The sequence below is a fragment of the Yersinia sp. 2541 StPb PI genome (assembly GCF_052217145.1).
Classification (GTDB): Bacteria; Pseudomonadota; Gammaproteobacteria; order Enterobacterales; family Enterobacteriaceae; genus Yersinia; species Yersinia enterocolitica_E.
Map to the genome: position 1 here is coordinate 2,332,504 of NZ_JAZGQB010000001.1, position 20,616 is coordinate 2,353,119.

Consider the following 20,616-nt stretch of genomic DNA (forward strand, 5'->3'; position numbering starts at 1 on the left):
TACCGCCGCGCCACTAAACTTGTGACAAAACAGACTCAAACAGTTAATGATTTTGTTACCTGCTTGAAACAAAAAAGACACCTGCGGCGTATCATTATGAAATTTAAATCAGCAATAAAACCCTATACCGGCGCAGCTGGTGGCTGGGGTTCTCTCGAAGCAACCACCCGCTTTGTCCTGGACAGCAAGCAAGCGTTGAAAAATATTCGCAATTTGTTGCGGGTCAATCAGGTAAAAGGTTTTGACTGCCCCGGTTGTGCCTGGGGCGACGATAATCACAGCACCTTCAGTTTTTGCGAAAATGGCGCTAAAGCGGTCAGTTGGGAAGCAACCCGCAAAGCGGTGGAACCCCAATTCTTTGCCGAACACAGTCTGACCACATTGCGCCAGCAGAGTGACTACTTCCTTGAGTACCAGGGGCGACTCACCCATCCGATGCGTTATAACCCACAAACTGACCGCTACCAACCCATCAGTTGGGAAGATGCTTTGGCGTTGATCGCTCAGCATATTAATGGATTGGATAACCCCGATCAGCTGGAGCTGTATACCTCCGGGCGGGCCAGCAATGAAGCCTCTTACCTTTATCAGTTATTTGGCCGCATGTTGGGGACCAATAACTTCCCGGACTGCTCAAACATGTGCCATGAAGCCAGTGGTACCGGATTAAAGCAGAGTATCGGCGTTGGTAAAGGTACCATTCAGATGCAGGACTTCGAACTGGCCGATGCTATTTTTGTTTTCGGACAAAACCCGGGGACTAACCACCCCCGCATGCTACACAGCCTTCGTCATGCCAAAGATCGCGGTGCACGTATTGTTAGCTTCAATACCTTGCGTGAACGCGGTTTGGAGCGTTTCGCCGATCCGCAAAATCCTCTTGAGATGCTGACACCAAAATCCTCCCCTATTAGTTCTGCTTATTTTCAACCTAATTTGGGTGGTGATATGGCGGCGGTGCGCGGCATGGTAAAAGCCTTATTGGAAACCCATCGCTATCAATTGGCGCAAGGGGAATCAGGTTTGTTTGATCAAGCCTTTATTGCGGTACATACACAAGGTATAGCGGCGTATCTGGCGGCCGTTGATAACACCTCTTGGGCGCAGATCACCCAACAGTCGGGCCTGAGTGAAGAGCAAATTCGCCATGCCGCTGATATTTATCAACATGCCGAGCGCATTATCATCACCTGGGCGATGGGGATCACTCAGCATAAACATTCAGTGATAACGGTGCGGGAACTGGCTAATCTCCAACTGTTGTTTGGTCAGTTAGGCAAACCCGGCGCGGGGTTATGTCCGGTACGTGGTCACAGTAACGTGCAAGGTAATCGCACGATGGGCATTGATGAAAAACCCGCAAAAGCCATGCTGGATCGTTTGGCCGACCATTTTGGTTTCACCCCACCACAAAGTGCGGGTCATAACACCGTGGAAGCTCTCGAGGCGATGTTGCGCGGTGAAGTAAAAGTGCTGATTGCCCTTGGCGGGAATTTGGCGGCGGCGGCACCGGATACTGAGCGCACCGCACAAGCATTACGCAGTTGCGAATTGACCGTTCATATCAGTACCAAGCTAAATCGTAGTCACCTGATAACCGGCACTGATGCCTTGATTTTGCCGACACTGGGCCGCACCGAGCGCGATATGCAAGCCAGTGGTTCACAATTCATTACGGTAGAAGATTCTTTCAGTATGGTGCACGCATCTGAAGGTGTCGGGAAGCCGCTGGCAGATACCCAGCACGCCGAAACCGCCATTGTTTGTGGCATCGCCAATGCGGTTTTCGCTAACAAAAAGGTTAATGGTGCAAAGCTGGACTGGCTGGCATTGGCCGCTGACTACAATCTGATCCGTGATCATATTGCCGCCACCGTACCGGGCTTTGATAATTTCAACACGCGTTGTGATCAACCCGGTGGTTTCTATCTGGGTAGCGCCGCCGCTGAAATGCGTTTTGCTACCCCAAGTGGTAAAGCTGAATTTTGCGCAGCGCCCCTGCCAGAGAGTCTATTCCCGCCGATTGCAGGGGGGGCGGCCCCGTTTGTGTTACAAACATTGCGCTCTCATGATCAATATAACACCACCATTTATGGTCTCGACGATCGCTACCGGGGTGTCTATGGTCAGCGAGAAGTTTTGTTCATTAATCCACAAGATTTGGCCGCGTTAGCTTTAGAAGATGGCGTGCTAGTGGAAATAGAAACCTTATGGAATGATGGGATTACTCGTAAAGTCAGTGGATTCAAGTTAGTGAGCTATGATATCCCGCGCGGTAATCTCGCCGCATACTATCCTGAAACCAACCCACTGGTGCCCTTATCCAGCTTTGGTGATCAAACCCACACCCCAACGTCAAAATCAGTGCCAGTGACCATTCGACGCTGGCAACCACCATTGTCACAGCGCATTGCCTGAGTTTGTTAGCTAAAGCCGGCCCTCTGGCTGTTGCCAGGGCTGGCAATCATGGGCAACGGATATGCCCATACCTTTAACAAGGAATTCCCCTCCAACGTGATATGCCGCTTGCCCGATGGGGCTGATTCGCGTAAAACTGTCAGCCGGATTAAACCCACTCACTACACCATTCACTGGACGATATGTTTCAAGATAACCCGCTGCTGGCGCAGCTAAAACAGCAACTTCACACTCAGACCCCGCGCGTTGAAGGCGTGGTTAAAGGTACTGAGAAAGGCTTTGGCTTTCTTGAGGTAGATGGGCAGAAAAGTTATTTTATTCCGCCGCCACAGATGAAGAAAGTCATGCACGGCGATCGGATTATTGCCACCTTGCACACGGATAAAGATCGTGAAATTGCTGAGCCAGAAACATTGGTCGAGCCGTTTCTATCCCGCTTTGTCGGTCGCGTCCAACGAAAAGATGATCGTCTGTCTATCGTGCCTGACCACCCGCTGCTGCGTGATGCCATCCAATGTCGTCCAGCCCGTGAGTTAACCCACGACTTCCAGAACGGTGATTGGGCGGTGGCTGAAATGCGCCGTCACCCATTAAAAGGCGATCGTGCTTTTAATGCTGATTTGACGGCATTTATTACCAATGGTGAAGATCATTTCGTGCCGTGGTGGGTAACATTAGCTCGCCATAATCTGGAGCGTGAAGCCCCGGTTATGGTCGAATCTACCTTACATGATAGCGCCTTAGTACGCGAAGACCTGACGGCGCTCCATTTTGTTACTATCGACAGCAACAGCACCGAAGATATGGATGATGCGCTGTATGTGGAAGACAACGGTGACGGTTCCCTGTTGTTGACCATTGCCATTGCTGATCCAACCGCCTATGTCGATGAAAACAGTGAGTTGGATTTAATCGCCCGTAAACGTGCATTTACTAACTATCTGCCTGGCTTCAACATTCCGATGCTGCCACGCCACTTGTCTGACAACCTCTGCTCTTTGCGGCCAAATGAGCGCCGCCCGGTATTAGTGTGCCGTGTGACTATCGCCGCTGATGGCGCGCTGAGTGATGATATTCGTTTCTCTGCCGCCTGGGTCGAGTCCAAAGCCAAACTGGTTTATGACGAGGTTTCTGACTGGCTGGACGGCAACACAGGTTGGCAGCCACCGGATGCGGATATTGCCGAGCAAATTCTATTGCTGAAACGGGTGTGCGAGGCGCGTAGCAACTGGCGTCAAGAGCATGCCCTGGTGTTTAAAGACCGTCCAGATTACCGCTTCCAATTGGGTGAAAAAGGCGAGGTGCTGGATATCATTGTTGAGCACCGCCGTATTGCTAACCGTATTGTTGAAGAGTGCATGATTGCCGCCAACGTCTGCGCTGCTATTGCCTTGCGCGATAATTTGGGCTTTGGCATTTATAACGTACATACCGGTTTTGATCCGGCATTGGTTGAACAGGCAGCGACCGTGTTGCAGGCCAATGGTGTCGAGGCTGACCCACAGGCTCTACTGACCCTACCAGGCTTCTGTGAGTTGCGCCGTCATCTTGATGCATTGCCAACCCAGTTCCTCGACAGCCGTATCCGCCGCTTCCAGACCTTTGCTGAAATCAGTACCGTTCCTGGCCCACACTTTGGTTTGGGGCTAGAGGCGTATGCCACCTGGACTTCACCTATTCGTAAATACGGTGATATGGTCAATCATCGCCTGCTCAAAGCCATTATTACCGGCCAGCCAGCGGAGAAACCACAAGACGAGATAACGATTCAATTGGCTGAGCGTCGTCGTCTGAATCGCATGGCCGAACGCGATGTCGGTGACTGGTTGTATGCCCGTTATCTACAGCCTCAAGCGGGTACTGATACCCGTTTCCCTGCGGAAATTATTGATGTTACCCGTGGTGGTCTGCGTGTTCGTTTGCTGGATAATGGCGCCGTGGCCTTTATCCCTGCACCGTTTATTCATGCAGTACGTGATGAGATGGTATGCAGTCAGGAAACAGGTACCGTGCAAATTAAAGGTGAAACGGTTTATAGCCAAAGCGATAAAATCGAAGTGCGCATTGCCGAGGTTCGCATGGAAACTCGCAATGTGGTGGCCCGCCCGGTGGTTTGATATTTAGAAAAAACACATTAAGCCGTGGTGATACACAACATCCCACGGCTTTTTCAATTGCCCCCCGTCAATCCCACTTGATGTTCCCTCCAGTTTAGCGCTCTCAGCGTCACAAAATGTAAGCAAATACTACTGAACGTTACGTTAAAGTAATTTATTGATCACACTTTTCACTTTCGCACCTTTTCTTTCACATTAAAGCTCCTATGTTAACTAACGGTTTGTATCTTTTTTCCAAAACCGATGCTGATAACTGTTAAATTTTCCTCATAACAAGGAGTCGTTACCCATGAAGAACGTCAAGACTGTCGTCATATGGCTGACCGTGGCGTTAATTGGTGCATTTGCCTTTGCTATGCTGGCACTCAGCCGCGGTGAGCATGTCAATGCCATCTGGTTGGTGATCGCCTCAGTGGCGTGTTACAGCATCGCTTACCGCTTTTACAGCCTGTTTATTGCCAAGAATGTGTTTGAGTTGGATGACCGGCGCCTGACACCTGCTGAGCGGCGCAATGACGGCTTGGATTATGTCCCGACCAATAAATGGGTACTATTCGGTCACCACTTTGCGGCGATTGCCGGTGCCGGGCCATTGGTTGGGCCAATTCTGGCCGCACAGATGGGCTTCTTGCCGGGGACTATCTGGATTTTGGTCGGGGTAATGATGGCCGGTGCAGTTCAGGACTTCTTGATCCTGTTTATCTCTACCCGTCGCGATGGTCGCTCTCTGGGGGAGATGGCAAAACAAGAGTTGGGCGCTTTTGCCGGGGTTATCACTATGCTGGGCGCGCTGGGGGTGATGATTATCATCTTGTCCGCGCTAGCATTAGTGGTGGTTAAAGCCTTGGCTGACAGCCCATGGGGCCTGTTCACCATTGCAGCGACTATCCCGATAGCACTGTTTATGGGCGTTTATATGCGCTTTATCCGCCCGGGGAAAATCGCGGAAGTATCCTTAATTGGTTTCGTACTGATGATGTCCGCAATTATTTACGGCGGCAATATCGCGGCTCACCCTTATTGGGGACCATTCTTTACCTTACACGGCACCACCCTGACCTGGGTGCTGGTTATTTATGGTTTTATCGCCTCAGTGCTACCGGTGTGGTTGTTGTTGGCGCCAAGGGACTATCTGTCGACCTTCCTGAAGATCGGCGTCATTATTGGTTTGGCCGTTGGTATTGTCTTTGCCATGCCTGAAATGAAAATGCCTGCCGTCACACGTTTTATTGATGGTAGCGGCCCGGTATTCTCCGGTAGCCTGTTCCCGTTCCTGTTTATTACCATCGCTTGCGGGGCCATTTCGGGCTTCCACGCCTTGGTTGCCAGTGGCACTACACCAAAACTGATTGAGCGTGAAAGTCACACCCGCTTTATCGGCTATGGCGCGATGCTGATGGAATCCTTTGTCGCCATCATGGCGCTAATTTGTGCCTCGGTTATCGATCCCGGTGTCTATTTCGCCATGAACTCTCCGGCAGCGTTGATTGGCACCACAGTAGAAAGCGCCTCTCTGGCCATTAGCAGTTGGGGATTTGTAGTCACACCAGAAACCCTGGCCATGATTGCCAAAGATGTTGGCGAGAACTCCATTTTATCCCGTGCGGGTGGTGCCCCCACTTTCGCCGTTGGGATGGCGCATATTATCAGTGAGATATTTAATAGCCGCAATATGATGGCCTTCTGGTATCACTTTGCCATTCTATTTGAAGCCATGTTTATTCTGACCGCCGTGGATGCCGGTACCCGAGCCTGTCGCTTTATGGTGCAGGATTTGGTGGGTGTCGTAGTGCCGAGCCTGGCAAATAACCGCTCATGGTTGGGTAACTTGTCCGGCACCACAGTGGCGGTCGCCTGCTGGGGCTTCTTTGTTTATCAAGGTGTGGTTGACCCATTAGGGGGGATCAATACCTTGTGGCCACTGTTCGGTATCGGTAACCAGATGCTGGCATCGATGGCGCTGATTTTAGGGACTGTCGTCCTGTTTAAAATGAAGAAGCAACGCTATGCTTGGGTAACCATCCTGCCAACAATTTGGCTGTTTATTACCTCAATGACCGCGGGCTGGCAGAAGATTTTCCATGAAAAACCGAGTATTGGTTTCCTGGCTCAAGCGAAGAAATTCTCTGCCGGTGTTGAGCAAGGCGTTCTGATTGCTCCCGCCAAGAGCATTAAAGACATGGAAACTATTGTGTTCAATAACCAGATCAATGCCGCCTTATGTGCCTTCTTTATGCTGGTGGCAGTGACCATGCTGATTTCATCTTTCTTTGTGGTCCGTCGTGCGCTGAAATCCAGCAAACCGACCACCCATGAGACTGAAATTGTCTTCCGTGAGGAGGTTGCCCGTGGCTAATGCAGGTATACCGTTTCGTACCCGAACAGGGTTAGCAACCACGCCGCGCCAGATTACGCGTTGTGTACCGTTGGTTCCTGTGGCTGTCCGCCCGACTCATCTACGGGCTTGGTTGCGCCTTATCGCACACCGCGTGGCACAAAGCTTTCGACTGATGGTGGGAGTACAGGATTACGGCAATTATGTTAATCATATGCGCCGACATCATCCTGACACTACACCGATGACCGAACGGGAATTCCACCGTTATTGTCTGAATGCCCGCTTCCCCAGTGAGGCCGGCAAACTGGGGAAATGCCCTTGTTAAACTAGCAAGCTGAATCATAAAGTGACATCGTCACGCCCTGTTGATGTTTCACAGGGCGTTTTTATTTTCCGTTTGAACACAGGCACCACCAACTAGCTCAAGATTGGCGAGCCAAATGCGCCCTGCCAATCTTGTTCAAATTGTTCTACTGCCGCTTTTACCGCAGGCGCGCTGATAAGTTGCTCTGCTACATCCACCGGAATGGTGACCGACTGACAGCCCGCCAACAGGCAATCTACTACTTGACGTGGCGTACGGAAACTGGCCGCCAATACTTTCGCGCCCGGTGCATGTAAGATTAACAATTGCTGTAACTCACGGACCATCGCAATGCCATCACCGCCTTGTGCATCCAGTCGGTTAACATAGGGTGCGACATATTCAGCCCCCGCCAATGCAGACAGCAGCCCTTGCCCGGCACCATATACGGCGGTACCTAATGTCGGAATAGACATCCCTTTCAATTGCTTAATAGCCGCCAATCCTTCTGCGGTGGCGGGGATTTTGATAACCAAACCGGGGACGCGCTTTGATAGCATGATTGCCTCAGACACCATCAGTTCGCTGTCACTGGCCAGCACTTGTGCGAAAAGTTTACCGGTACCGCCCAGAGCATCGCGCAGCGCAGGTAACACCTCCCAGATAGGCTTGCCCGCTTTGGCCAAAATAGTCGGGTTGGTAGTGACACCTTGTAATGGCAGTACGCGCGCCAGGCGTTTTACTGCAGCTACATCTGCGGTATCAAGATAAAGCTCCATAAGAACCTCCGGTTTGGATTATGTAAGCAGCCAGACTGGTTAAACAAATAAGCCAGTTAAGCAAATGGATTTACCACCAATCATCAGCCGCAATCATAGACCAATCATGAATCGATAATGTGATCTTTATCAAAATACTTTCATTCGAAAGCAAATTAAACTTCAATCAAAAGCAATGTATTTTACATACTGCAAAAAATGCGATGATAGCGTTGTAAGACAGAGTTGTGGCTTGCCTCACTTTTCCCTTAGTAACACAGGGTGTTATCCCTACTATTTAAGGTATTATTTATCATTATGATGTTGTTGTGAACCGGCGAACTTTTACCACCACGTTGGCTGGTTCAATTTTCAGCACACTTTATTATCGGGAATGCCATGAACCCAAGACAGCAAATAATTTTACAGTTGGTAAACGACCGGCAACGAGTCAGTGTCAGTGAATTGGCGCAGGAAACGCAGGTCTCTGAGGTGACAATCCGTCAGGATCTCAATCAGCTAGAGACGAGAGGTTTGCTCAAACGAGTGCATGGTTCAGCCGTCGCTCTTGAGAGTGACGATGTCGATGTTCGCATGATGACTCACTTTGCCATGAAGCAAAAATTGGCTAATCACGCCGCTTCACTGGTCAATGAAGGTGAGACGGTATTTATCGAAAGCGGCAGTAGCAACGCCCTGTTGGCGCATCATTTGGCACAACGCCCTGGTATCACCTTGGTGACGGTGAGTGGTTATATCGCCAGACAATTGAAAGAGTCTTCCTGTGAAGTGATTCTTCTAGGCGGAATTTATCAGAAAAAAAGTGACAGTATGGTTGGCCCATTGACGCAACTTTGTTTGCGCCATGTGCATTTCAGCAAGGCGTTTATCGGTATCGACGGTTATCAGGCAGATACCGGTTTTACCGGGCGCGATATGTTACGCGCCGATGTGATTAATAGTGTGTTAGCCAAAGGCGCTGAAAATATCATTCTGGCCGATGCATCAAAATTTGGTCAGGTGCATCAGAACTCACTGATGCCATTATCGTCCATCAACCGGGTCATTACCGATAACCGCCTGCCCGCAGGTTATCAGCAGCAATTAACGGCACAAGGCATTCAAGTCGATATCCTCAGCGAATAAGAGGAACAACATTCATAACGGAGTAACAGCAATAATGGCGGACATCACCTTCACGCGTGAACAGACTCAACGGATGGCACGTAAAATTCAGGATTATCTGGAGCAGAACCTGAGTATTGAGCTGGAAGATTTTGATGCGGAATTTTTACTGGAATTCATCAGTCGTGAGCTGGGCGCGCATTATTACAATCAAGGTATCAATGATGCCATTGCACAGGTCGAAGCAAAAATGCTCGATATCACTGACTCCGTGCTATGGCTGGAGAAACCCGTGCAAGACTGAACACGGGCCATATTGTCGGCTTCTCAACAGCAGGCCCAAACAGCGATTATTGTCCGTAATAGGCATTTTTACCGTGTTTGCGTAAATAGTGTTTATCCAATAATTGCGGTTGCATATCATCGAGTTGCGGGTTCAATTGGCGTGAGAAAATCCCCATATAAGCCAACTCCTCTAACACAACCGCGTTGTGTACGGCATTATCCGCACTGGTCCCCCAGGCAAACGGACCGTGTGAATTGACTAAAACCGCAGGCACATCTTCTGGTTTAATGCCCCGTTGATGGAATGTCTCAACGATGACATTGCCGGTTTCCCATTCATAGCGGCCAGCAATCTCTTCTTGCGTCATCAACCGGGTACAGGGAATGGTGCCGTAGAAGTAATCTGCGTGAGTGGTACCCCACGCAGGCAAATCTAGCCCAGCCTGGGCCCAAATGGTTGCATGGCGTGAATGGGTATGAACGATGCCGCCAATTTGCGGGAAATTAAGATAAAGCACCCGGTGAGTATCAGTATCCGATGAGGGCTTCTTACTGCCCTCCACCACTTTGCCGGTTTCCAGCTCTACCACCACCATATCGTCCAGTGTCATCACGTCATATTCCACACCGGAAGGCTTAATCACCAGTAACCCATGTTGTCTATCGACAGCACTGACATTGCCCCAAGTGAATGTGACCAAATTGTGGCGAGGTAACGCCAGATTGGCGGCCAGTACCTGTTGCTTCAGTTCGTTGAGCATCGTCGTATCCTGAATGACTGAATTTCTCTCATTTTCAGCGCCACAGGTAAGAACCGGTATGGGATAAATGGCTATAAACTGCGTGCAGATCGGCTGGAAAGTACAGTCTGCGAGGTACACATAGCAGAACGTCATATTTTATTTAGCACTGACAATGGGTTAATCGTGCCTTTAGTCTCAGACAATCCCTAATTCCCCGTCTTGTCAGATCAAATTAGGACTATTTACCTATTAAATGATTCGCGGATATTTATACTAGTTTCTATTGGTGACAAAACGAGTTTTTAGCATTAATTCTGAATTTAAATCTAAACGACGATTTTTATTCTAAACACTAACAAAATGAGACTTCGGCTAAAATTGCTACAACGCCTATACTTAGTTAGGTAATTTCAATTTTGCACGGATACATCAGGATAGATAGATTCAAACTATATGACCTGATCTATCCGTACTTAGCCAACGTCAGGAGAATTATGATGATGATAATCAATAAACGATTTGCCACTGCCGCCTTGGCGCTAACACTGGCCTTGTCCCTGTCTGCTTGTTCTAATATGTCCAAACGTGACCGCAATACCGCAATCGGTGCCGGTGCTGGTGCTGTAGGTGGTGCGGTGTTGACCGGCAGTACGCTGGGGACATTAGGTGGCGCGGCGGTTGGTGGGGTTATCGGGCACCAAGTCAGCAAATAATGTTATCGGTATGATTTGACGTTGCAGGGTGTTAGCTACGCTCACTTACCTGTGTAAGCTCATCGGGATTCGTTTGCTTGCTGCCTACCTGCAACGTCAATTAATTAGGGGAAAACTGATAAATGAAACTGTAAATTATTCTCAGCCACCCGCCAGTTTGACTTTCATCCCTTTGGCTTCGAGCAGTTGCTTAAGAAGATCGCGTTTATCTCCTTGAATTTCAATAATGCCGTCTTTAATCGAGCCACCGCAACCGCACTTCTTCTTCAATTCTGCTGCCAGTTTATCCAGCACCTCATCACTGCCATCAACACCGGTAATCAGGCACACGCCCTTTCCTTTACGACCACTGGTTTGGCGCTGAATACGAACAATACCATCCCCTTTTGGCCGCGCGGGTTTTAGCTCAGGCTCACTGATACGCCCCGAGTCAGTTGAATACACCAAACGGCTATTATAATTCGTCATTATGCCACCTTGCTCAATGATGCCAGAATCTCACTCAGTGTTTTTTCTGGGTCAGGAGATTGGGTGATCGGACGCCCAATAACCATATAATCCACCCCAGCAGAGACGGCTTGCTCAGGAGTCATGATACGGCGCTGATCACCGGCCTCACTGCCCTGCGGGCGAATACCTGGGGTAACCAGTTTAAAATCAGCGCCACAAACCTGCTTGAGGCGCACAGCTTCATGGGCGGAGCACACCACCCCCTCTAAACCGCAATCCCATGTCAGTTTCGCTAACCGTTCGGCATGTTCTGCCGGGCTGATGTTAATACCGATATCACGTAAATCTTCGCCATCCATGCTGGTGAGCACCGTAACAGCAATCAATAGGGGTGCCTGGTGCCCATAAGGCAATAAAGCTTCTTTGGCGGCAGTCATCATGCGTGCACCACCACTGGCGTGGACATTGACCATCCACACCCCAAGCTCAGCTGCCGCACTCACCGCCTTAGCGGTGGTGTTGGGAATGTCGTGAAATTTCAGATCAAGGAAAACCTCAAAACCACGCGCATGCAGATCACGGACCAACTGAGGGCCATATAAGGTAAACATCTCCTTGCCCACTTTTAACCGGCAATCTTGCGGATTAACACGATCAGCAAAGGCTAACGCAGCGTCTTTATTGGCATAGTCCAACGCGACAATGATCGGAGAAGATATCGGGCCACTGTTATTAGTTTTAGTTGCAGACGTCATTTTTAAGCCCTTTTCAGTCAATAAGTAATGATAACGCTCATATTCTACAGGCTGCTCTACTGAAATTACAGCTATCGAGCGACACCAATACTTGCTGTTTATGGGTCGTAATTGCCGCAGAGGGTCAATTTACGTCAAGCAGTGAGATTGTGCTTACCTGCCATTAAGTAAATCAGCTTCAAGAAACGTAAATTCTCAATCAAATATTTTGATTTAGATGCTCAGTTGTTTGTGATTCTCATTCAATATTAATGCTGTATCATTCACTCCATCGCCAGACAGTAATTGTCTACTGAGTAAGTAAAAAATATCAATTATTCAATATAATAAACTAGAAACTGGAGTTTCACATGAAAAGCATTAAATTCATCGCCCCGGCATTAATTCTGTCTCTCGCATCATTTGCTAGCGTCGCCGCCACTCAAATACAAACTAATCAATCAGCAGGATTGAATGAAGCTGGCGTGATTTCTGCCAGTAATGCAACTACCTTGACCGAGTTAGAAAATGCATTGGCGCAGCAAGCCAAAGCTGCCGGTGCAAAATCTTTCCTGATAACCTCTGCGACCGGCAATAACAAAATGCACGGTACCGCCATTATCTATCGTTAATACCCGTCTCTCCGGTTAACGCTTTATCTCTTTCTAAGAGCGCATTTGCGCTCTTTTTGCCGTGGCTAATGTGAATTTTTTGTGACAATTGTGTTATCCCCTAGACAGTTTCGCTTCCCTCGCTTAGCTTGGTATTTCCTCCTAAGTTAAAGGTTATATGATGAGCGAAATATCTACCTTAACCATTAAAATCCCTCTGGAATTAAAAGAGAAAATCAAGGCTGCTGCCTTAGAAAAACAGTTTTCCCTGAGTACCGAAGTGTGCGAAAGATTAGAAAAGAGCTTTGAGGTTGATGTTAAAAGTAGTAAAGCCAGCCGCAAAGATGCCAAGTTGCATCAAGGTGAGATTGATAGCCAAGGTGTAGAAGAGATTTCAGAGCAGCCGTTAAGCCAAAAAGAGTTGAAGAAACTGCGACAATTATTGAAAGACGGTGTGAAAGCGCCTCAGAAGAAAAAATAAAGATAACACCACAATACTTCATCAAAAACTATCGGGTGGCTCAGGTCACCCGATGACTGTCGCGATACCTCTGACAATAGAAACGTTTACTGCCCATCCAATCCCCGGATCGGCTTAACCGAAGCCCAGGCTCGGCATGATGGACAGTGCCAGTACAGAGAGTGCGCGGTAAAACCACATTTATGACAGCGATAACGGGGTTTGGTCCGAATCTGTTCTCCTACCATGTCTCGCAGCAACAGCAAGCTCTCTTTCGCTCGCCCTTCTTCTGCATCTGCCAGGTGATAATCCATTAATCGATAGAAAACACGCATGGTGGGATGGCGTTGTAACTGGCGGTTGATATAGGTTTGTGCCACATCACGGCCTTCATGCTGTTCCAGTATTTCGGCCAGCATTAGTTCAGCCGTAGCACCCGTATTATCTTCAACGCAGCGTTTGAGGAAATTCGCCCACGCCTCGGGCTGTTGTAGATGTTGGTAGCAATCGCTCAACATAGGTAATGCCTCGCTGACCACTTCCTTATCCTGCTCCAGCACACGCTCCAGCGCCTCTACGCCTTTGGCATATTCACCCTTGGCAATATGCACCCGACCTTGCATGATGGAGACACGGGCGCACTGCTTATCCGCAATAGCCGCTTTCTTCAGCAACCCCATTGCTTTCTCTAAATCATCACTCCCCATGGCTTGCAGCGCCAGTTCGCAATAGAAATGCGCTATCTCCAGCCGCTGATTATCTTTGCCCATCTTGACCAGTTTTTCCGCCACTTCAATCGCGTTGTTCCAATCACTGGTGGCCTGATGAATAACCAATAACTGCTGTAGTGCCCCGAGCCGGAAATCTTGCTCTTCAACCAATTGATTGAACATATCCTCTGCCCGATCATATAAACCCGCGGCCATATAATCACGACCAAGTTGCTGAATTGCCAGCAATCGTTGTTCAAAGGTCAGAGAAGCACTTTCCATCAACGCCTGATGAATGCGGATAGCGCGGTCAACTTCACCACGAGAACGGAACAAATTCCCTAATGTCAGATGCGCTTCAACGGTCGAACTGTCTTCTTTCAACATCTCAAGAAACAGATCAACCGCTTTGTCCTGCTGATTAGAGAGAAGGAAGTTAACCCCTGCCACATATTCACGAGACAGGCGGTTAGCATCCTGTTGCTTATCCTGCTGAGCGCTTCTACGCCCCATATACCAGCCATAGGCGGCAGCGACGGGCAACAGCAGAAACAGCATTTCTAACATAGAAAATTATTCCTTGCTGACAGCAGGTGTGGAAACAGCCGCACTGGATTCAATAGGCTGCTCTTGCTGTGACTCAAGACGTTTAATTTTCCGCTCTGCGCGCCCCAGTAAAATTCGAACTCGCAGATAAAAAAGCCCACAAATAACCCACCCAAGTACCAAGCCCGCCGCAAAAAGCGTTGCCAATAACGTAGATACCCGATATTCGCCCTGAGCCAATAAATAGTTAAAGGTAACGACTTGATCGTTATTTGCCCCTAACGTGACTGAAATCACGAAAATCACCAGTACTAACAAAAAAATCAGCAAATATTTCACGTTTTTTCCTAAAGGCCGAATCAACCTGATGAATTATGCCAAAAATGTGGCGCCCTTACTTGATAAATTAGCACTTCCTTACCCAGCAAAGAAACCCTGCACCAAGATAAAGCGCCGATTGGGCACCTAATTGATATTATTTTAAGCGACTGGGCTGAGAATAATAACTAATCACTCAATTTTCCTCATGCTCACGTTTTTCTATCTCGCGCTGTTCTTGTGGCAAAATGGCTAACGAGCCGAACCAACGTTGTACTAAGCTACACACAATGGCGACCAATAACCCGCTGATAAGTGCTGCGGCTACCAGATCCCGTGGCCAATGCATGCCTAATACCAACCGGCTCATCATGACACCTTGCGCCCATATCATTAGCAAAATGACGGTTTTATAATGTCGCCGTGGCCACAATATGCCTACCGCCAACAATGCCCAACTGGCAGCAAAAACCGTGTGACCTGAGGGGAAAGCAAAGCCAGTTTCAAACTGCCAATGACTGCTCAACCACGGCGGAATAATGGTTTGGCTCTGTAGTTGCTGTTTGACCAACTCACTGCGTTCAGCACGGGGAAGCGAATAGAAAAAGCGATTATCAATATGATGTTCTGCCTCAAGCCAGACGACAAATGGACGAGGTTCTTGTACCTGCTCTTTAATCAGTGATTTTATACCCTGACCGACAAGAATTACGCCCCCCATCAGGACCAACAACCCTATCGCGGGCTTAATCCGAAACCGTAGGCACCATAAAAACCAGCAACTGAGCAACGCACTGGTCAAGATTCCCCATGGCGCAGTGACCGTTTCAGTCACCCAGAACACACTTTTCAACCAAACATTATTACTGCCGGGTTGCCACTGCCAACCAGAAAGCCAGATAACAAGGGTGGGTAAGAGTAAGATAAGTGTTCCGACAGTGATTCGTTTCGCTATATTCCACATCTGGGGCCCTTGGTTACACATGATGTCTATATCGTCTTTTCCATGGTGATAGCACGAATTGTACAGCGGCTATAACCACACAGTATAAGTCCCATTAATCATTGATAACACAAACAAAATTATGTTATTACCCAAATATGTTCTCGTCAGACATTTTCTCTTTCCTTTTCGCTGCTTTGTTGAACAGCAGTGAGCCAAAAGTTATGGCAATATAGCTAATAATGATCGCAGAGAAACTTTTTATTTAACCCTATGCCCTAAGATGAAGGGATATAACGGGTTAAAGCGGGTATCCACATCAGGATGCGCGATAACATCCTTAAGGTCTGAAGTTATAATATGAACAGTAAGATGCAGCTTAAACGTGTAGCAGAAGCCAAGTTACCGACGCCTTGGGGTGATTTTTTGATGGTCGGTTTTGAAGAGTTAGCCTCTGGCCATGATCATCTGGCCTTAATATTTGGTGATATCAGTGGTGATAAACCAGTGCTCTCCCGTGTTCACTCTGAGTGCCTGACAGGTGATGCTTTGTTTAGCCTGCGTTGTGACTGTGGTTTTCAGTTAGAAGCCGCATTGACGCACATTGCCGAAGAGGGGCGCGGTGTGTTGATTTATCATCGTCAGGAAGGCCGTAATATTGGTTTGCTGAATAAGATTCGCGCTTACGCGTTACAGGATAAGGGCTTTGATACTGTGGAAGCTAACCATCAACTCGGATTTGCCGCCGATGAACGTGACTTCACCTTATGCTCAGATATATATAAATTACTGGGCGTCAAAGCCGTGCGCTTGCTAACCAATAACCCGAAGAAGGTTGAGATTCTCTCCGAGGCGGGGATTAATATCGTTGAGCGGGTGCCATTGATTGTCGGGCAAAATCCCAAGAATGAACAGTATATGGCCACCAAAGCGGCCAAAATGGGCCATCTGCTGACCAAATAATTAGCCGCGTTCAAGAACAATAAAGGGTGGTTTCTCAACCACCCTTTTTATCGAACAAGCACCGTAGTGACACTGTCACTAATGGCTGTGCCATTCTAATAACGACAACATTCTAATAACTACAGCATTTTGCGGATAACATAATGCAAAATGCCGCCATTTTCGAAATAAACCAATTCATTACCTGTATCTATACGGCAGTGGGTATCTACCGTTTGTTGCCGCCCGTCAGCATAGGTTATCGTCACTGCCACCTTCTGCCCTGGGGACAGTTTTTGTAACCCACTGACGCTAATGGATTCATCACCCGTCAGCCCCAAAGTTTTGCGATTAACCCCTGCTGGGAACTCGAGGGGCAAAATACCCATCCCAATCAGATTGGAGCGATGAATACGCTCAAATGACTCAGCAATCACTACCCGCACCCCCAGTAATCTTGGCCCTTTAGCTGCCCAGTCACGACTCGAACCGGATCCATACTCCTTACCGGCAATCACCGCCAATGGCACATTCTCCTGCTGATAGCGCATAGCAGCATCATAGATAGCCATCTCATTTTGTGACGGAATATGACGAGTGACACCCCCTTCAACCCCCGGGACCATCTCATTACGGATACGGATATTGGCAAACGTCCCACGCATCATCACTTCATGATTACCACGACGGGAACCGTAGGAGTTAAACTCTTTAATCTCGACCCCACGATCACGTAAATAGCGGCCCGCAGGGCTATCAAGCTTGATATTACCGGCGGGAGAAATATGGTCTGTGGTGACAGAATCAGCCAAAATCGCCAAAATACGTGCATGGTGAATATCCTCAACCGGATCAGGCAACGCTTTCATATCACTAAAGAAAGGAGGCAAACGGATGTAGGTGGAATCGCTCTGCCAATCATAGGTTGGTGTACTATTAACCTGAATCGACTGCCACTCTTCATCGCCATCAAATACGGCGGCATATTCCTTACGGAACATCTCAGTTTTAACCTCTTCGACAGCTTTAGCGATTTCAAATCCGCTAGGCCAGATATCCTTTAGATAAACCGGCTTGCCGTCAGGGTCGTTACCGAGCGCCTCTTGTGCCAAGTTGACATTCAAATTACCGGCCAGAGCATAAGCCACCACCAGCGGCGGCGAAGCCAGCCAGTTGGTTTTTACTAAAGGATGAATGCGCCCTTCAAAGTTTCGGTTACCGGACAGCACCGCACCGACGGTCAAATCCCCGACTTTGATGGCATTTTCTATTGGATCAGGCAATGGGCCAGAGTTACCAATGCAGGTGGTACAACCATAACCCACCAGATTAAAGCCCAAATTATCCAGATAAGCGGTTAATCCGGCGGCATTGAGATACTCAGTCACCACTTTAGAGCCTGGTGCCAGCGAGGTTTTCACCCACGGTTTGGTTTTTAGCCCCTTCTCTGCCGCTTTTTTAGCTAACAGACCGGCTGCCATCAGTACACTAGGATTCGAGGTGTTGGTGCAGGAGGTTATCGCGGCAATTACCACCGCGCCGGGCGCCAACTCGTGCGTTTTCCCTTCCAGCGTGAAGCTAACATGGTCAACTTTATCTTTTTTGCTATTGATTTCCAGCTCTTCAAACGCTTTAAAAGCTAAAGGCACTTTGGGTAAAGCGACCCGGTCTTGTGGCCGCTTTGGTCCAGCCATACTTGCTTCCACTGTGCTCAAATCCAATGAGAGCTGGCTGGTGAATATTGGCTCGTCACCGGGATGACGCCACAGCCCCTGTGCTTTACTGTAGCCCTCAACCAAGGCTATCTGTTCATCACTGCGGCCACTTAAGCGCATATACCCCAGCGTCACGTCATCCACCGGGAAGAAACCACAGGTCGCACCAAACTCCGGCGACATATTGGCTATAGTCGCGCGATCTGCCAGTGGCAAATCCGCCAGACCATCACCATAAAACTCAACGAATTTGCCTACTACCCCATGTTTTCGCAGCATTTGCGTTACGGTAAGCACCAAGTCCGTGGCAGTGATCCCTTCACGCATCTTACCGGTCATTTTGAAGCCGACCACATCGGGAATCAGCATTGAGACAGGTTGGCCCAGCATTGCGGCTTCCGCTTCAATCCCACCAACGCCCCAACCGAGTATCCCCAAGCCATTGATCATGGTGGTGTGGGAATCGGTACCCACTAGCGTATCGGGGTAAGCGACCTCCCGCCCATCCTGCTGTTCATGCCAAACCGTCTGCCCCAAATACTCAAGGTTAACCTGATGGCAGATCCCGGTACCCGGCGGTACCACACGGAAACGGCTAAAGGCTTTCTGCCCCCAACGCAGGAAGATATAGCGCTCGTGGTTACGTTCCATTTCGAGCCGGACGTTCTCGCCAAAAGCGGCTTTATCGCCAAACTCGTCAACAGTGACGGAATGGTCGATAACCAAATCTACCGGTGACAATGGGTTAACCTGCGCCACATCGCCCCCCAGCCGTTTGACTGCTTCACGCATCGCAGCCAAATCGACTACCGCCGGTACCCCGGTGAAATCCTGCATTAATACCCGCGCAGGCCGGTAAGCAATTTCCCGGCTGGCATGCCCGGTGAGCTGCCAATCAATAATGGCTTTTAAATCATCCTCTTGAACCTGTTCGCCATCCAGATGACGCAGTAGATTCTCCAGTAACACTTTCAGTGATTTCGGCAGCCGGTCAATATCCCCCAGCACTGCTGCCAGTTGCGGCAGGCTGTAGTAGTGATATTCGTGATTAAGGGCGACCAACTTGGCCATACTCGTTTTTCGCAGATCCAACGACATAGCGCCTCCATTGTTTCTTATAAGTGCTCTAAAACAGCATTCATCTCAACAAGGCTATTCCCTTGTAATTATGAGGTCTGAATTAAATATAACACAAAGAAACATTAACATTTTGGCAACAATGGCGGTTACTGGCAGCGATAGGTGTAAACGATGGTGATGGCCAATTTGTGTCAATTACTCAGATTTACATTATCTACCAAACAGCATCGTCCCATTCATAATGATCTTCCTGCTCAGACACTAATCCATCATTTCTCTCTTCAAGATCTTGAGTAAATTTAACTGAATCAATTTCTAGTTGTTTAAGACCTTTCTCATCATTCTTTATCTCATTTTTAAGAACGCCAGAAAAGTTTGTTATCATTTGTTCAATTTTATTATCACTACACTCAGCTAATTCATTGTTTATATAATGAGTTATTCCATCAAACCCTTTAATAATGGATTGCAATGATTTATTAAAATCATCTGCTTGTTCTTCACGCGCTGCTCGTTCTTCATTCAATCTATTTTCCATTACGCAATAATTACTATCATCCTTATTTATATTTGAAAAGCTCACCGCAATATTTTTTGCCATATCTACATCAGATTGAGTATTTGCCAACACAAAACCATTTAAATTGAATAAATTCATTAGCCAATCTAAAAATTTCTTTATTACAGTTCTGGAGTCCAGAGTCTCTTCTAACACCGTAGGGCATTGAGGGAAAAATTCAATAGAAATTGAAGGTTTTTCATGACTTAATTGACAATCTTTATCAAACAGAAACTCACCCGTCAATTTAAAAAGATTACAGCTCTCTTTACTGTGGATCACCTCATAATGCATCTTCACACCAGATTGACCATTTCTCTCAAAGCAGAAAGTTGGGTTATAATCAGGAGGCAGCCCACATTTATATACGTTGTTGAAACCTATCATCGTTTCTGCCAGTGGGGTCTCAACCAACGAACTCAGTAAATTGTGCAGGTTTGTGTCATGATAATTTGCAGATGGATTAACCCACCCATGTTTACATAACTCATCTAATACTTTATTAATTCCATTCTTTTTTTCTAAAAAAAACTGTTCTTCACCCATTTTTATATTAAAAATTTCACTTCCGACATAGACATTATCATGAAATGAAAACACATTAGTTAATGTATTATTTAATAATGGATAAGATATTGAAGCCATATACTCTCCTAAAAATATTTATAAAAATAACACCATTATTTTCATAAACAAATTAACAGGAGAGGTGACTATTGGCTTTTGAATTTTTACTTATTAGTTCTG

Annotated in this window: 19 protein-coding genes; 10 read left to right on the forward strand and 9 right to left on the reverse strand. The window is 47.8% G+C overall.

Annotation, left to right across the window (positions count from 1 at the left end; genetic code table 11):
* Positions 1 to 96: 96 nt before the first annotated feature.
* From V1953_RS10350 to V1953_RS10365, 4 genes are all read left to right on the forward strand, one after another.
* Positions 97 to 2,418, forward strand: coding sequence for an FdhF/YdeP family oxidoreductase (locus V1953_RS10350; protein ID WP_442850879.1), 2,322 nt, complete (start codon positions 97 to 99; stop codon positions 2,416 to 2,418).
* Between the two features lie 182 nt (positions 2,419 to 2,600).
* Positions 2,601 to 4,535: an exoribonuclease II gene (locus V1953_RS10355; RefSeq protein WP_442850880.1), complete on the forward strand. Its 1,935-nt coding sequence runs from the start codon at positions 2,601 to 2,603 to the stop codon at positions 4,533 to 4,535.
* 289 nt (positions 4,536 to 4,824) lie between these two features.
* A complete protein-coding gene (locus tag V1953_RS10360) occupies positions 4,825 to 6,891 on the forward strand; it encodes a carbon starvation CstA family protein (RefSeq protein ID WP_083158889.1) in 2,067 nt (688 codons plus the stop codon).
* Positions 6,884 to 7,198, forward strand: a complete 315-nt coding sequence (locus tag V1953_RS10365) for a CstA-like transporter-associated (seleno)protein (RefSeq protein ID WP_420073496.1) — start codon at positions 6,884 to 6,886, stop codon at positions 7,196 to 7,198. The genes V1953_RS10360 and V1953_RS10365 overlap by 8 nt, the downstream gene beginning before the upstream one ends.
* Before the next feature lie 92 nt (positions 7,199 to 7,290).
* Here the strand turns inward: V1953_RS10365 and fsa are convergent, their stop codons facing one another.
* Complete coding sequence (gene fsa / locus V1953_RS10370) at positions 7,291 to 7,956, reverse strand: fructose-6-phosphate aldolase (RefSeq protein WP_442850881.1); 666 nt, start codon at positions 7,954 to 7,956, stop codon at positions 7,291 to 7,293.
* A 378-nt stretch (positions 7,957 to 8,334) separates the two neighbouring features.
* On the opposite strand from fsa, the gene V1953_RS10375 reads away from it, so the two are divergent.
* Together V1953_RS10375 and V1953_RS10380 are read left to right on the forward strand one after the other, a co-directional pair.
* Positions 8,335 to 9,081 carry a DeoR/GlpR family DNA-binding transcription regulator gene (locus tag V1953_RS10375; protein ID WP_083158892.1) on the forward strand — a complete coding sequence of 249 codons (747 nt, stop codon included), beginning with the start codon at positions 8,335 to 8,337 and terminating at the stop codon, positions 9,079 to 9,081.
* A gap of 34 nt (positions 9,082 to 9,115) precedes the next feature.
* Entirely contained in the window at positions 9,116 to 9,364 is a 249-nt protein-coding gene (locus V1953_RS10380) for a DUF2164 domain-containing protein (RefSeq protein WP_005191610.1), read from the forward strand.
* A 46-nt stretch (positions 9,365 to 9,410) separates the two neighbouring features.
* On the opposite strand, the gene araD is transcribed toward V1953_RS10380, so the two are convergent.
* Positions 9,411 to 10,106: an L-ribulose-5-phosphate 4-epimerase gene (gene araD / locus V1953_RS10385; protein WP_442820904.1), complete on the reverse strand. Its 696-nt coding sequence runs from the start codon at positions 10,104 to 10,106 to the stop codon at positions 9,411 to 9,413.
* Positions 10,107 to 10,585: 479 nt separating this feature from the next.
* On the opposite strand from araD, the gene osmB reads away from it, so the two are divergent.
* On the forward strand, positions 10,586 to 10,801 hold the full coding sequence (gene osmB / locus V1953_RS10390) for an osmotically-inducible lipoprotein OsmB (RefSeq protein ID WP_083158894.1): 216 nt from the start codon (positions 10,586 to 10,588) through the stop codon (positions 10,799 to 10,801).
* Between the two features lie 141 nt (positions 10,802 to 10,942).
* Here the strand turns inward: osmB and yciH are convergent, their stop codons facing one another.
* The gene (gene yciH, locus V1953_RS10395; protein WP_083158895.1) at positions 10,943 to 11,269 is read right to left on the reverse strand and encodes a stress response translation initiation inhibitor YciH; all 327 of its coding nucleotides are present in this window, start codon (positions 11,267 to 11,269) and stop codon (positions 10,943 to 10,945) included.
* On the reverse strand, positions 11,269 to 12,006 hold the full coding sequence (pyrF, locus tag V1953_RS10400) for an orotidine-5'-phosphate decarboxylase (protein WP_083158896.1): 738 nt from the start codon (positions 12,004 to 12,006) through the stop codon (positions 11,269 to 11,271). Before pyrF ends, yciH begins: the two co-directional genes overlap by 1 nt.
* A 350-nt stretch (positions 12,007 to 12,356) precedes the next feature.
* Here pyrF and bhsA point away from each other — a divergent pair, with 350 nt between their 5' ends.
* A complete protein-coding gene (bhsA, locus tag V1953_RS10405; protein ID WP_083158897.1) occupies positions 12,357 to 12,617 on the forward strand; it encodes a multiple stress resistance protein BhsA in 261 nt (86 codons plus the stop codon).
* Between the two features lie 160 nt (positions 12,618 to 12,777).
* A complete protein-coding gene (locus V1953_RS10410) occupies positions 12,778 to 13,077 on the forward strand; it encodes a hypothetical protein (RefSeq protein ID WP_193784662.1) in 300 nt (99 codons plus the stop codon).
* An 86-nt stretch (positions 13,078 to 13,163) separates the two neighbouring features.
* Here V1953_RS10410 and lapB read toward each other — a convergent pair whose 3' ends face one another.
* The 3 genes from lapB to pgpB all read right to left on the reverse strand — a co-directional run bounded on the left by lapB (position 13,164) and on the right by pgpB (position 15,594).
* Positions 13,164 to 14,333, reverse strand: a complete 1,170-nt coding sequence (gene lapB / locus V1953_RS10415; RefSeq protein WP_083158899.1) for a lipopolysaccharide assembly protein LapB — start codon at positions 14,331 to 14,333, stop codon at positions 13,164 to 13,166.
* Between the two features lie 6 nt (positions 14,334 to 14,339).
* Positions 14,340 to 14,651, reverse strand: coding sequence for a LapA family protein (locus tag V1953_RS10420; RefSeq protein WP_005191595.1), 312 nt, complete (start codon positions 14,649 to 14,651; stop codon positions 14,340 to 14,342).
* A 175-nt stretch (positions 14,652 to 14,826) separates the two neighbouring features.
* Complete coding sequence (pgpB, locus tag V1953_RS10425) at positions 14,827 to 15,594, reverse strand: phosphatidylglycerophosphatase B (RefSeq protein WP_083158900.1); 768 nt, start codon at positions 15,592 to 15,594, stop codon at positions 14,827 to 14,829.
* A 351-nt stretch (positions 15,595 to 15,945) separates the two neighbouring features.
* Between pgpB and ribA the strand changes: the two genes are divergently transcribed.
* A complete protein-coding gene (ribA, locus tag V1953_RS10430; protein ID WP_442851311.1) occupies positions 15,946 to 16,536 on the forward strand; it encodes a GTP cyclohydrolase II in 591 nt (196 codons plus the stop codon).
* Between the two features lie 119 nt (positions 16,537 to 16,655).
* On the opposite strand, the gene acnA is transcribed toward ribA, so the two are convergent.
* Both acnA and V1953_RS10440 read right to left on the reverse strand, forming a co-directional pair.
* A complete protein-coding gene (acnA, locus tag V1953_RS10435; RefSeq protein ID WP_442850882.1) occupies positions 16,656 to 19,328 on the reverse strand; it encodes an aconitate hydratase AcnA in 2,673 nt (890 codons plus the stop codon).
* Positions 19,329 to 19,524: 196 nt separating this feature from the next.
* Positions 19,525 to 20,514, reverse strand: coding sequence for a hypothetical protein (locus tag V1953_RS10440; RefSeq protein WP_442850883.1), 990 nt, complete (start codon positions 20,512 to 20,514; stop codon positions 19,525 to 19,527).
* Between the last annotated feature and the right edge of the window lie 102 nt (positions 20,515 to 20,616).

Bases quoted from the DNA above. Each gene is read 5' to 3' on its own strand.
- pgpB (WP_083158900.1), bottom strand. From the start codon at position 15,594: ATGTGGAATATAGCGAAACGAATCACTGTCGGAACACTTATCTTACTC.
- V1953_RS10360 (WP_083158889.1), top strand. From the start codon at position 4,825: ATGAAGAACGTCAAGACTGTCGTCATATGGCTGACCGTGGCGTTAATT.
- araD (WP_442820904.1), bottom strand. From the start codon at position 10,106: ATGCTCAACGAACTGAAGCAACAGGTACTGGCCGCCAATCTGGCGTTA.
- V1953_RS10410 (WP_193784662.1), top strand. From the start codon at position 12,778: ATGAGCGAAATATCTACCTTAACCATTAAAATCCCTCTGGAATTAAAA.
- osmB (WP_083158894.1), top strand. From the start codon at position 10,586: ATGATGATAATCAATAAACGATTTGCCACTGCCGCCTTGGCGCTAACA.
- bhsA (WP_083158897.1), top strand. From the start codon at position 12,357: ATGAAAAGCATTAAATTCATCGCCCCGGCATTAATTCTGTCTCTCGCA.
- V1953_RS10350 (WP_442850879.1), top strand. From the start codon at position 97: ATGAAATTTAAATCAGCAATAAAACCCTATACCGGCGCAGCTGGTGGC.
- lapB (WP_083158899.1), bottom strand. From the start codon at position 14,333: ATGTTAGAAATGCTGTTTCTGCTGTTGCCCGTCGCTGCCGCCTATGGC.
- V1953_RS10380 (WP_005191610.1), top strand. From the start codon at position 9,116: ATGGCGGACATCACCTTCACGCGTGAACAGACTCAACGGATGGCACGT.
- pyrF (WP_083158896.1), bottom strand. From the start codon at position 12,006: ATGACGTCTGCAACTAAAACTAATAACAGTGGCCCGATATCTTCTCCG.
- yciH (WP_083158895.1), bottom strand. From the start codon at position 11,269: ATGACGAATTATAATAGCCGTTTGGTGTATTCAACTGACTCGGGGCGT.
- V1953_RS10355 (WP_442850880.1), top strand. From the start codon at position 2,601: ATGTTTCAAGATAACCCGCTGCTGGCGCAGCTAAAACAGCAACTTCAC.
- V1953_RS10375 (WP_083158892.1), top strand. From the start codon at position 8,335: ATGAACCCAAGACAGCAAATAATTTTACAGTTGGTAAACGACCGGCAA.
- acnA (WP_442850882.1), bottom strand. From the start codon at position 19,328: ATGTCGTTGGATCTGCGAAAAACGAGTATGGCCAAGTTGGTCGCCCTT.
- fsa (WP_442850881.1), bottom strand. From the start codon at position 7,956: ATGGAGCTTTATCTTGATACCGCAGATGTAGCTGCAGTAAAACGCCTG.
- ribA (WP_442851311.1), top strand. From the start codon at position 15,946: ATGCAGCTTAAACGTGTAGCAGAAGCCAAGTTACCGACGCCTTGGGGT.
- V1953_RS10440 (WP_442850883.1), bottom strand. From the start codon at position 20,514: ATGGCTTCAATATCTTATCCATTATTAAATAATACATTAACTAATGTG.